The sequence below is a fragment of the Faucicola osloensis genome, from assembly GCF_020041925.1.
In the GTDB taxonomy this organism is placed as follows: domain Bacteria; phylum Pseudomonadota; class Gammaproteobacteria; order Pseudomonadales; family Moraxellaceae; genus Faucicola; species Faucicola osloensis_D.
In genome coordinates this window covers 2,012,205-2,024,517 of record NZ_CP083409.1, presented here as the reverse complement: position 1 = coordinate 2,024,517, position 12,313 = coordinate 2,012,205, and the positions used below count along the sequence as shown (strand labels likewise).

Here is a 12,313-nt window from a genome sequence, read left to right as displayed (position 1 = left end):
GCAAGTTTGGAATTAAAAAAATTGCTCGTTTAACATCCTGTGTGAATTTAAATACACTTACTTTTCAATAAACTTGGCTTTGTCTTTAAACATACATTCGTCATACACCGGGCATTTGCCACATTCGGGACTTCTAGCTTTACAAGTATAACGCCCATGCAAAATCAAATAATGGTGCGCGTCCAATATATAATCCTGTGGTATTCGAGCGATGAGTTTATCTTCCACTTCTCGCACATTTTTACCCGTTGCCAAGCCTGTGCGATTGCCGACACGAAAAATATGGGTATCTACTGCCATAGTGGGCTGCCCAAAGGCGGTGTTGAGCACCACATTGGCAGTTTTTCGCCCTACCCCTGCCAGACTTTCAAGCTCGTGGCGGGTTTGCGGTACTTCGCTAGCAAATTTATCCACCAAGTCTTGGCAGCATTTCATCACATTTTTGGCTTTGCTATTATATAGCCCAATGGTTTTGATATAACTTTTTAGCCCCGCTTCACCCAAATCTAAAATTGCTTGCGGGGTATTGGCAACGGCATACAATTTACGGGTAGCCAGATTGACACTGACATCGGTGGCTTGTGCCGACAGTATGACCGCAATCAACAATTCAAAGTTGCTTTGATATTCCAGCTCCGTCTCTGGTTTTTCAATGGCTGCGGCTAATTTTTGGAAAAACGGCAACACGTTTTTATTGGGCATGCGCCGTGAGGGCGGCGTCTCTGCGGTTTTGGGCACTTGTATTTTTGCTTTGATGTTGGCAACCATGATGCACTCTTTAGGTTATGGCAGTGTCGCAAGTTGCTGCTGCAAGGCTTGCACCAAGGCTTGTTTATTGTCATCAGCGCGTACCGCAAGTTGTTTTTCTAATTTTTTGATTTGGGTGCGTAGTTTTGCCGCTTCGATGGCGTTTTTTGCCGCTGCTGCATCGATATCGACTTTGATATCATTGAGTTTGGCTTGTACCATACTGACCACAGGTTTGGCATTGGTGTTGTCATTGACTTGGCGTTCGATACGATCAAGGTGGGCGTAATAACGCACGCGTAATCCGTCTTGCTCGGTTTGCCTTGTCGCGTCATCCATTAACCGTGGGAAGGGCACCAGCTCGATGCAGTCCACTGGACAGGGTGGCAAACACAGCTCACAGCCTGTGCATAGGTCAGTAAAAATGGTATGCATACGTTTGCCCGAGCCAATAATGGCATCGACAGGACACGCAGGGATACATTTGGTACAGCCAATGCAATCTTCTTCTCGAATGATGGCTCGCATTTCCATCGGACGATTGGTAGCGGGATCGGTTTGCCATTTTGAGGCTTCAGCCGTCAGCGGGATACGCCCAAGCAACTTGCCGATTTGGTCGGTGACTGATTGTCCACCGGGCACGCATTGGTTATGCGATTCGCCCAGTGTGACAATGGCGGTGGCATACGGCAGACAGCCTTCAGCATGACCGCATAGCCCGCATTGGGTTTGCGGCAGGAGTTGGTCGATTTGTTGTATTAATCGTTGATGCTCGATACTTAGGCTATTTAGGTTTAAAATATTAAATAGATTGGGTACCTTAAAAACAGGTTGGCTATCAGACATGGCTCAATTTTTATTCACTATAATTATCAGTGTATATTTTACCATAGCTCATGCCTATTTCGCCTATAACCTATCAAGACAAATGATGAAAACAAGTCACTTAATCAATCTGTTTAAGATTGGTAATGCTGTTTCACCCATTCGATCAGTTGATAAGCAATCGTGCCTTTTGGCGGAATGATAGGACCGTTTTCATCTAAACTATCTATATCAAAAAATTGGGCATCCATCAGCTCATTGTTATCTATGGTGATATCGCCACTTTGGTACTCTGCAATAAAACCTACCATTAAATTGCTAGGAAAAGGCCACGGTTGGCTACCAAAATAGCGCAAATTGCTGACAGATAACCCCACCTCTTCCATCACTTCACGATGCACGCATTGCTCTAAGCTCTCACCGACTTCCACAAAACCTGCCAGCACGGTATACATTTTGCTATCGGTCGCCCGTAGATGATGCGCCAACAAAATCTGCGGTTTATCCGCGCTGGTTTTGATGATGGCGGTGATGATACAAGGTTGTACTCTAGGATATTGGTGATAATGGCAGCTGGGGCAAACGGTGGCATTTTCAATGGGGTGTAACTCCGTGGGCGTACCACAGCGGCTACAAAATTGATGATCTTGACGCCAGCGCAACAACTGCATGGCTTTGGCTAATTGGCTGGTTTGTAGCGCATCAAGGCTGCCAATCAGATGTCGAAAGCGCAGAAACTCAATCTGTCCTGTAATCGCTTCTGGCAATTGTGACAGGTCGATATCTTGATGGGCAATAGCATAAATACTGTTGCCTGCCTCATCGGTATTCACTTTAACGGCCTGAGCGGGCACGTTTTCACAACGATAAAAAAAAGGAAGTCCGCCTATACAAGCGAACTTATCGTTATCACAAATAAGCAAATAATGGTGTAATACGGTCATATTGGTTACCAAATTACCCTAAGCCACAAGCATGTGTTGTAAGCTGCGATAGCCGACATACATTGCATGGTTGCCTGCAGGTTTGTTCGTTTCAAGACTTTCTAGATAATAATCGGCTGATATCACAATATCGGCAATTTTAGCAAGCGCATGCTCTGACAACTCGCGACCCTGTTGCTCGATTAAGTTTTGTAGCACTGTGGCAGCGCGTTTGAGCAGTTGGCTTTGTCGAGGTAAGTTTAAAAATAAGCAGGCACCCGAGATAGCGCGCATCATATCAGGCACAGGCGTGATATGTAAAATATCTTTGTCGGTGTCATTTAGATAATCATTGAGCGCAGTTTCAATGGTGGCAATCGCGGTACGGCTTTCTTGGACGAGCGTGTTGTGAGCCGTTTCGATTTGATGTAGCGAAATCGTTTGGTTGTACACCGGCAATGTCACCGCACCTGGGGTATGTGATTTTGCTAGGTTAATCGCCGCATTTTCTGCCATGATTAAAGTGCCAAGCAAGCCATCAAAATCATCAGGCGTTGGCTGCGTCCAAGTTTTTACTTTGCCAATTTGTTGAGACAGCGCTGCACTAACCTCATTTAAATTTAAGGTTTTAAACACATTACTTAAATCATGCAAATGCTGCGCCATGGTATCAATCTCATCTGTACTTGAATTGAGATTATCTTGGCGGGCATAACTGTCACTGGCAGATTTAATCAAATCAATTTCTTGCTGGATGAGCTGGTTAAGCGTACTGGTCACTTCACGGTCAGGTCCAAATAGGAAGCGGCGCATGGTTTTTAACTGGGTTTCATCTAAGGTATTGGCCGAGAATTTGTGCTGAACTTGCAAGGCAAGCTGGCTATCTCTTGAACTGGCAAATTGCACCAAATCAGCAAAGCGAGAATCATTGACAGGTAGATAGTCATTAAATTGTTGTTCAACAAAAATCAGCGCCCGCTTTTGCAGGTTACTAAGCGGTAAAGCCCCTGCCAAATCTGATACCGCCGCATCAGCAGCATGCCAAAACAAACTATCGGTACGTTTTGAAACCATTTCACACGCAGCTTGCATGGCTTTGAGTTTTTCTCGCTCTTTTGGCGATAATTGATTGCTCTGTGCAGTGAGTGCTACGCTTAGACCTGCGCGATAAGCTTCCACCAGTTTTTTTGGATCAATGTCGAGTGATTTTAATGGTTGGTAATTTTGTTCTGGATTGGCAATTACGATACTGCTGTTTTTATTGGCAGTTAAGTCTGATAGCTGCAGTGCTGGCTGATTCAAATCGCTGTGAAGTTGATTAATAATCGGCAACAACAGCGAGGGTTCAATGGTCTCTTTAAGTAATACAAACTCAATATAACGCGCCAACGTCATGATGCCTTCTGACACATCCATCATCATGTCATTGCTCGGTTGGTCGCGCTCGTCATAGAGTTTTTGCAGTCCTGCCGATAGACTATTGGCAAGTTCATAGCCTTCCTCTAATTGAATCAACCGCAATACTTTTGCCAATTGCGCTAAGGTATCCACGGAATCAAGCAGCAAAGGTGCTTGACTACTGTCGTCATTAAACTCACTTAAGTGCATCTCGGCATCATGTAGCGTCACGGCAAGTTCAGGTCTTAATAAATGCAATGAAGGCAAATCAAAATTGGTGGCCGTTAGTTTTTGTGAGTTAGGACTTGGCAGACTCATGTTTTTTTATCCAAAATGATTTTAGGGTGATAAAGGTAAAATGACAGTGTTTAGGCGTTTTTAACGTAGACTTGCATATCAATCCAACGCGCGTATGACAGCTACGCTTATTGCTGATTATTGTAAGACGTCCCCTATGCCAGTGTCTATGTCAAAGTGTTAATACCCGCACAATAATTACACTTTATCATGAAATTTTGCCCATCAAAAAAATGCTTTTACAAAATTTAATGAGGCATTGTTTATTGTTAAACACTCGCCCAGTTTTCAGCCAGCTGTGGGTTGTTATCTTTTAAGGCGTTAAGCCATTCAAGATGCGCCTGCTCAGCCTCGCTACTCGCCAAAAAGCGCTTGATAGTCGTGCTAAAACGCTGATGCTCAGTTGCGCCGCCGACTCCGCCACCGACATCATCATCAATCGCCAACGCAACCTGTCCACCTGTCATCGCCAGATACACTTCCGCTAAAATCTCGGCATCGAGTAACGCCCCATGGAAAGTACGGTCTTGTTTACCGACATTGAGACGTTTAACTAGCGCATCCAAGGTATTGCGCTGCCCTGCGAACATGCGTTTGGCGATGGCAAGGCTGTCTGTCACGGTGACGGTTTGGTGGATATCAGGCAAGCCAAGTCGCGCAAACTCAGCTTGCAAAAAGCTCATGTCAAACCCTGCGTTATGCGCAATGAGTTCTGCGCCTTGCAAAAAATCATAAATCGCTTCACCGACTTGCTCAAACACGGGCATATCATTTAAAAACACATTGTGAATGCCATGAACGCGAATGACTTCCTCACCCATCTCAATTTTTGGGTTGATATAGACATGCAGTTTTTCACCGGTAAAACGTCGATTAATCATCTCAACGATACCGACCTCAATGATACGGTCACCATTTTGCGCTTCAAACCCTGTGGTCTCAGTATCGAGAATCAGCTGGCGATTGGCAGTCCCTTTGTGTTTGGCGATGGGCAATAAAGGTATAAAGGTCGGATTGGGCTGACTGGTAACACCGTTAAACACGGGACGCTGGGCAATCAAGCTGTCATCCTGCGCGATAAATTGCCCTTGCGGATTGGTGAACATTGCGAAATGTGGGTTAGCACTTGTTGGTGAGTGGGTCGGCTGTCCCCCTAATGATGACGGAGTTGATACATCGACACTTTGAGTATGGCTGGTTTGGGTAGTGCTTGTTTGAATAGTGTTTGCGGCGGGTTCACCGTCAAGTACCTGCAAAAAGATATCCCCCATCGTCTCACTATCGGCAAACGCCATGTCTTGCGCGTCATCAAAAGACCTATCGCTAAAATCGCGGGTTAACGCTGAGTGATTGAGGACTGGGTTGTTATCGGTTGACATTGGGTTCATGGGCGGGTCTTTTTTTTTATCATCAAAATCAGGGTTTGTATCACTAAAATCCGATTTAACATCTAAATCAGTGGTGAGATTGGGTGGATTTTTAATTACTTTGTTAAAGCTTTTGGGCAGTTGGTCAATGCCTTGGTTTGCAAGCTTATCGGCATATTCATTGCCATCATGACCGGCATGTCCTTTGACCCATTGCCAGTCAATTTGTCGCTGCTCGCACAGCTTATCAAGTCGCTGCCATAATTCCACATTTTTGACATTTTTCCAATGTTTCTTTTTCCACCCTGCCAGCCATTCGCTGATGCCTTTGATGACATAGCTAGAGTCTGACCAGATTTGAATCGGTAACGTTTTTGGGCTGTTTTCCAGTGCCGCAATCGCACCCATCAGCTCCATGCGGTTGTTGGTGGTATGCGCCTCACCGCCGCAAATATCAATTTGCTCACCCGTCGGTAAAATCACCACCGCACCAAAGCCGCCTTTACCAGGATTGCCACGGCAGGCGCCATCAGTATAGGCAAGGGTTCGACCCACAAGGGGCGTTAAGGCATGATTTGACATAGATAACAACCCATATAAAACAGCAAAACAATCAAAAAAACAGCCCTCAGTATAAGAAAAAAAAGCATAAAAAGCCATGCCAAAACGTCTATAATAACCGCTTATAGTTGCTATCTGTTGGTTGTAAAGGATGTCTATGCAAAAAAAATCTCGTGCGCTCGTGTCACCTGTGTTGACCAAGATGGGTATGGCTATGGTCTGTGCAATCAGCCTAAATTTGGCGGCTTGTAACAATCCCCAATCCCCTGCAACCACTAGCAGCGATGGCGCAAAACCGTCGCCAGCGTTATCACAACCTGCCGCTAGCAATGATGTGTTTGTGGGCTGTTACACAGTCAGCCATACAGAACCTGCGCAAATCAAAATCATCAAAAATGGTGACAACTATGCCATGCAAATGCGCGAGTTTAACGACCCCAGCAAAAACTGGGACAAGCCTGAAGCCATGCAAGTCATCGCCACTGACAGCCCGGATATACAAAAATACTTTGACATCAAAGCCGATGAACATCAATACTTAGAAAAAGTCATCGCCCGTCCCGACCGCGTGTTTGTGCTCGCCAAAATCACCGATAGTTTTGCAAGCCTAAACCCGCAATTTGACAGCCCCTATTTGGGTTATATTTACAAAGGTAGCAATACCGTCTATAAAGTGGCATGCGAGCAAACCACCAAACTTTAATCACCTGAGTTGTTGCTTGAGTTAATACATCTCATCCAAATTTTAACCCCAAACGATTGATAGAGAATAAGCGATGAATTTTTTTGCATGGTTAGTGCTGGGCTTGGTGGCATACACTAGTGGCTTTAGTATCCGTCATTTTCGATACAAAGGCACAACCCTCCCAAATGATAAAAAATGGCAATACGCGGCGATTTTTTTTGTGATCGCGGTCGTGGTCTTTGCGCTATTGAACTTATATGTTATGCACAAAGCTGCGCTTGATATGATGTTTGTGTTGGTATCGAGTTTGGTGGCGACAGGGGTTTTTTACTATGGTATCTCGGCAGATACCAACAACAAGATGAATATACCTGATTAAACATACCCGATTAGTTGAACCATGATTCTTGTAAGTCGATGAATTTGTTTGGATAATAAAATGTCTCAAAAAATGGCGAATACTCACGCCCCCATGACTGCCACCCACTTGGTTGGCTTGACGCGGCGTCGACTGCTAAAAACAGGGATAGCGCTATCGGCAGCGACGGTAACAGGTGCAAAAGCGGATTTGACCATTGGCGGGCAAGTGATTAGCCAACCTTCACAGCGGTATGGGTCAAACAATGATGCTGATAACATGGCTTTTGGCGAACCCAGCGCTATGTCCAATGGCAATACGCCCATGGAAACAGTGCCCGTAACTCGCCAATGGGACTTTGCGACTATCAAAGCCAATTGTGAAGCTCTCAAAGGTCGCGGCGTCCACCTCCATCTGGTAGCACCATCGGGATTTGGCAGTGATGAACAGCGTAACTTACTGGCGATTCATCGACTCACCCAAGCGGGATTTTATATCGACAATCCAGAAGTGATTAGCCGACGTTATCTACGCTTTGCAGGTTCAGACAGTGAGCGCTTGGGCGATATTACCGCGTTACTCAATCGACCTGTACATGAGCTGCCTAAGATATTACTCGGCGTGCGTGGCGGCTATGGTGCGATGCGTTTGCTCAACAAACTAAGTGATCAGCAGTGGCGAACGCTGACGCAAAAACTCAAAGAGCGCGGCACACTGCTGATGGGATTTAGTGATTTTACTGCGTTGCAGCTTGCCATGTACGCCAAAGGTCATCTGCCTTATGTGGCAGGGGCAATGCTCAGTAGTGACTTTGGCAAAACAGAGGTGAATACCGATACCATCCAAAGTTTTATCAACCTTTGTACCCAAAACCAGCTACATATCCAAGTGCCAGAAACTCAGCTGTATCGTGACACTGCGCGTCCTTTGGCTAAGCCGATAAAAGGCATCTTATGGGGCGGTAATCTTAGCGTGTTATCTGCAATGGTGGGCACACCGTATATGCCAACTGTCGACAATGGGATTTTATTTTTGGAAGATACCGGTGAGCAGCCGTACCGTATCGAACGTATGCTACAAACCTTGGTGTTATCAGGTATTGTGGCAAAACAGCAAGCGATTGTGCTGGGCAAATTTAATTTTAGCGGCATCAGTGATGCTTACAATGGTGATTACACCTTTGATACCGTCATCCGTACTATCCAACAAGCGACAGGGCGACCCATCTACACCGATTTCCCCTTTGGGCATGTGGCAAGACGCATTAATTTTCCGTTAGGCGTTCCTGTCACGCTTGACAATGTGGGTAGTGGCTATCAAGCGACATTTAACCAGTTTTATCATCTTAAAACCGATGCAAACTTTGGCAATTTGGACTTAACTAAATTATTCGTCTAACGTATTATTGATCTAAAGTATCATTGGTCTAGCGGTGTCCTACGCATGTAAGTTAAAACCTGTTTGTATGCTACCCAAACAGGTTTATTTAACACATATTCTTTGACTATCCAATCGCGCTAGAAAATCCGATTGTTATCATGCGTTTTGGCAAATTTGGCGATATTGGCTTCGATATTTTTAGCGATATTGAGATAATAGTCAGCAAATTCATCGCCTGCGCCTTGATTGGCAATGACGGACGGCTCTCCTTTATCGGCTTGCTCGCGGATGCCTTTTGCCAGTGGTAATTGCCCTAGCAGCGGCACTTGATACTGTGCTGCTATTTTATCACCGCCGCCTTCGCCAAAAATTGCTTCGGTATGCCCACAGCTGCTACAAGTATGCAGCGCCATATTTTCTACCACGCCGAGCACAGGGATATGGGTTTTGCGGAACATCTCAATGCCTTTTTGTGCATCTAGCAAGGCGATATGCTGCGGTGTGGTCACAATCACCGCACCGGTCACAGGAATACGCTGGGCGAGCGTCAACTGAATATCCCCCGTTCCAGGTGGCATATCAATCACCAAATAATCAAGATTTGGCCAGTTGGTTTGGTTGTAAAGTTGCATCAGTGCGCCTGTGGCTTTGGCACCGCGCCAAGCAATCGGGGTAGTGTCATCGCTCAATAAGCTACCGATGGATAGCATCGGCATACCTTGCGCTGCAATCGGTACAAATTGCTCATGCTCAAGCTGCGGCTGCTGACCTGCCACGCCAAGCATACTTGGAATACTCGGACCATAGATATCCGCATCCAGCACGCCCACGCGTTTGCCCAATTTTTGCAGCGCCAAGGCGATATTCACTGTCGTCGTCGATTTACCAACGCCGCCTTTGCCCGAAGCCACCACAATAATATGCTCGATACGTGGATGCGGTGTTAATTCTGCTTGGGTAGTGGCTTTTTTGGCAATCGCAGGTTCAGGGGTTTCTGTGACTAATTTGTCACTTTTTGGCGCGGTCTGAGTGACAGGTGGCATGGCATTGGTGGTTTTGGGTAGGGTTGAGCCACTGCCTTTGGTCGTAGGTTTTGGTGCAGTAGTGCTGTCAAACAAGGTAATATTCATATTCACCTCACTGACCCCATGGATATGCAGCTTTTGGCTCAAATCATGATGGATTTGTTCAGGATTGCAATCATCGGGCAAGCGCAAATCCAATGTCAGACTACTACCTTGCTGTTTAATCCCTTTGACATAGTGGCGAATTGGCTGGTTATTGACGCGGTAGTCATCAAATAACTGATTAAGCGTGGACTCATCCACTGTAGCCACGGTTTTTGGTTTGATAAAGTTGAACATGATAGTTGCTTACCCCAATGTTGTTATTTTAACGATTTTAACCACTGTTAAGTGGGGTTTATTGCCAATTTTTACAGAGACAGATTGAACATATCTGTGTGAAAAGTAATTTTTCTTGTTTGATTGATGCCCATTGGTTGGGAAATGATGCGATTTAAGCTATCATACAGCAATAATGACATTTTTTTAAACAAATCAATAACAGGTGTATTGTGAGAAAAATTTTAGTTACTAGCGCCCTACCGTATGCCAATGGTCCGATTCATTTGGGGCATTTGGTTGAGTACATCCAAACCGATATTTGGGTACGCGCCATGAAATCACTGGGTCATCAAGTAACCTATGTGTGTGCCGATGACGCCCACGGCACAGCGATTATGCTCAAAGCTGAAGCCAACGGTGTCACCCCTGAACAGCAAATTGCCGATGTTAAAGCCTCCCATGAAAAAGATTTTGCGGGATTTTTGGTTGATTTTGACAACTACTACTCAACCCACAGCCCTGAAAATGAGCATTACTCACAGCTGATTTATAATCGCTTGTATGAAAACGGCCATATCTCGCATAAAGCAGTTGAACAGCTGTATGACCCAGAAAAAGGCTTGTTTTTGGCAGACCGTTTTGTCAAAGGCGAATGCCCAAAATGCGGCGCAAAAGACCAATACGGCGACAACTGCGAAGTCTGCGGCACGACCTATAATGCCACCGAACTCAAAAATCCTTACTCAACGCTTTCAGGTGCAACGCCTGTTTTAAAATCATCCATCCATTATTTCTTTAACCTGCCAAACTTTAGCGAATTTTTGCAAAATTGGACGCGTAAAGAAGGTCGCCTGCAAACCTCTATCGCCAACAAATTACAAGAATGGTTTGATGCAGGGCTTGCCAACTGGGATATTAGCCGTGATGCGCCGTATTTTGGTTTTAAAATCCCAAACACCCCAGCCAGTGAACCAGACAAGTATTTTTATGTGTGGCTCGATGCGCCCGTCGGTTATATGGCAAGTTTCAAAAACTTGTGTGACCAACAAGGTGTGCATTTAGGCTTAAATTTTGATGACTATTGGTCAAAAGAAAATCATAACAACACCGAAGTCTATCACTTTATCGGTAAAGATATTGTGTATTTCCATGCCTTGTTTTGGCCAGCGATGCTTGAAGGCGCAGGATTTAGAACCCCCACTGCCATCAACGCGCATGGCTTTTTGACCGTCAATGGCGAGAAAATGAGTAAATCTCGCGGCACCTTTATCAAAGCTGATACCTACTTACAAAACCTTGACCCTGAATATTTGCGTTACTACTTTGCTAGCAAATTATCAGCCAGTGTCGAAGATATCAATCTGGATCTTGAAGACTTCATGCAAAAAGTCAATTCAGACTTGGTGGGTAAAGTTGTCAATATTGCTAGCCGCTGTGCAGGATTTATCCATAAAAATCATGGTAGCAAACTGGCACTAACAATCAGCGAGCCTGCTTTGGTGCAACAAATCATTGATGCGGGGGAAGACATCGCTGCCGCTTATGAAGCGCGCGAATTTAGCAAAGCCATGCGTCTGATTATGGCGTGCGCAGACAAAGCCAATGAGTACATCGATGACAAAAAACCGTGGGCTCTTAACAAAGTCGAAGGTCAACAAGCTGAAGTACAAGCGGTGTGTACCGTCGCGCTTAATATCTTCCGTCAATTGGTGGTTTATCTTGCCCCTGTATTGCCATTGATGTGTGAAAAAGCACGAATTTTTCTCAATGTTGACAGCCTAAATTTTGATAGCCGTCATACGTTATTGGTCGGGCATACCATCAACGCCTTTACCCCATTGATGCAGCGTGTTGACAAAGATAAAGTGGCTGCGATGGTGGATAGCTCAAAAGAAGATTTAAACAAACAGCCTGCTATCGCCAATCAAGCCGCAAATGGGCAAGGGGACGCGAGCAAAACCAAAGCCGCCGCTAGCGAACAACCCACTGATGCTACCGCATTGATTGGTATCGATGATTTCGCCAAAGTCACGATGACGGTAGCAAAAGTACTAGCCTGCAATAACGTAGAAGGTGCAGATAAATTGCTGCAATTTACCCTAGATGTGGGTGAAACGGATGCGCAGGGTAATGTGAAAACGCGTAATGTGTTTAGCGGTATCGCCAAATTCTATAACCCTGAACAATTGGTGGGCAAAACCGTGGTCTGCGTCACCAACCTTGCACCACGAAAAATGAAGTTTGGTATTTCTGAAGGTATGATTTTATCGGCTGAAAAAGCCGGTCAATTGACGGTTGTTACTTTAGATGACCATATCCCTGCGGGTGCGACCCTTGCTTAATAGGCTTAACTGGGGTTTATGGCTATAATTTGAAACATTTTGCCACATTTTCTGTCACAATATAAAAAAACCGCTGGTAATCAT

10 protein-coding genes are annotated in these 12,313 nt (G+C 45.2%); 4 read left to right on the top strand and 6 right to left on the bottom strand.

Annotated features, from left to right (window positions below):
- Positions 1–57 precede the first annotated feature (57 nt).
- The 5 genes from nth to dnaQ form a co-directional block, all read right to left on the bottom strand.
- Positions 58–702 (bottom strand): endonuclease III, encoded by a 645-nt coding sequence (gene nth, locus LAJ61_RS08990; RefSeq protein ID WP_050324508.1) that lies wholly within the window; start codon positions 700–702, stop codon positions 58–60.
- Between the two features lie 81 nt (positions 703–783).
- Positions 784–1,593, bottom strand: coding sequence for an RnfABCDGE type electron transport complex subunit B (locus LAJ61_RS08985; protein WP_224053635.1), 810 nt, complete (start codon positions 1,591–1,593; stop codon positions 784–786).
- Between the two features lie 113 nt (positions 1,594–1,706).
- Entirely contained in the window at positions 1,707–2,516 is an 810-nt protein-coding gene (gene nudC / locus LAJ61_RS08980) for an NAD(+) diphosphatase (protein WP_224053634.1), read from the bottom strand.
- 18 nt (positions 2,517–2,534) lie between these two features.
- The gene (locus LAJ61_RS08975) at positions 2,535–4,211 is read right to left on the bottom strand and encodes a hypothetical protein (protein WP_224053633.1); all 1,677 of its coding nucleotides are present in this window, start codon (positions 4,209–4,211) and stop codon (positions 2,535–2,537) included.
- Between the two features lie 248 nt (positions 4,212–4,459).
- Complete coding sequence (gene dnaQ / locus LAJ61_RS08970; RefSeq protein WP_224053632.1) at positions 4,460–6,139, bottom strand: DNA polymerase III subunit epsilon; 1,680 nt, start codon at positions 6,137–6,139, stop codon at positions 4,460–4,462.
- A gap of 136 nt (positions 6,140–6,275) precedes the next feature.
- Between dnaQ and LAJ61_RS08965 the strand changes: the two genes are divergently transcribed.
- The 3 genes from LAJ61_RS08965 to LAJ61_RS08955 all read left to right on the top strand — a co-directional run bounded on the left by LAJ61_RS08965 (position 6,276) and on the right by LAJ61_RS08955 (position 8,559).
- A complete protein-coding gene (locus tag LAJ61_RS08965) occupies positions 6,276–6,821 on the top strand; it encodes a hypothetical protein (protein WP_224053631.1) in 546 nt (181 codons plus the stop codon).
- Positions 6,822–6,894: 73 nt separating this feature from the next.
- A complete protein-coding gene (locus LAJ61_RS08960; protein ID WP_204156309.1) occupies positions 6,895–7,182 on the top strand; it encodes a hypothetical protein in 288 nt (95 codons plus the stop codon).
- Between the two features lie 60 nt (positions 7,183–7,242).
- Positions 7,243–8,559, top strand: a complete 1,317-nt coding sequence (locus tag LAJ61_RS08955; protein WP_224053630.1) for an LD-carboxypeptidase — start codon at positions 7,243–7,245, stop codon at positions 8,557–8,559.
- Between the two features lie 119 nt (positions 8,560–8,678).
- Here the strand turns inward: LAJ61_RS08955 and apbC are convergent, their stop codons facing one another.
- On the bottom strand, positions 8,679–9,905 hold the full coding sequence (apbC, locus tag LAJ61_RS08950) for an iron-sulfur cluster carrier protein ApbC (protein ID WP_224053629.1): 1,227 nt from the start codon (positions 9,903–9,905) through the stop codon (positions 8,679–8,681).
- Between the two features lie 212 nt (positions 9,906–10,117).
- Here apbC and metG point away from each other — a divergent pair, with 212 nt between their 5' ends.
- Complete coding sequence (metG, locus tag LAJ61_RS08945) at positions 10,118–12,229, top strand: methionine--tRNA ligase (RefSeq protein ID WP_135889069.1); 2,112 nt, start codon at positions 10,118–10,120, stop codon at positions 12,227–12,229.
- The last annotated feature ends 84 nt before the right edge of the window (positions 12,230–12,313 follow it).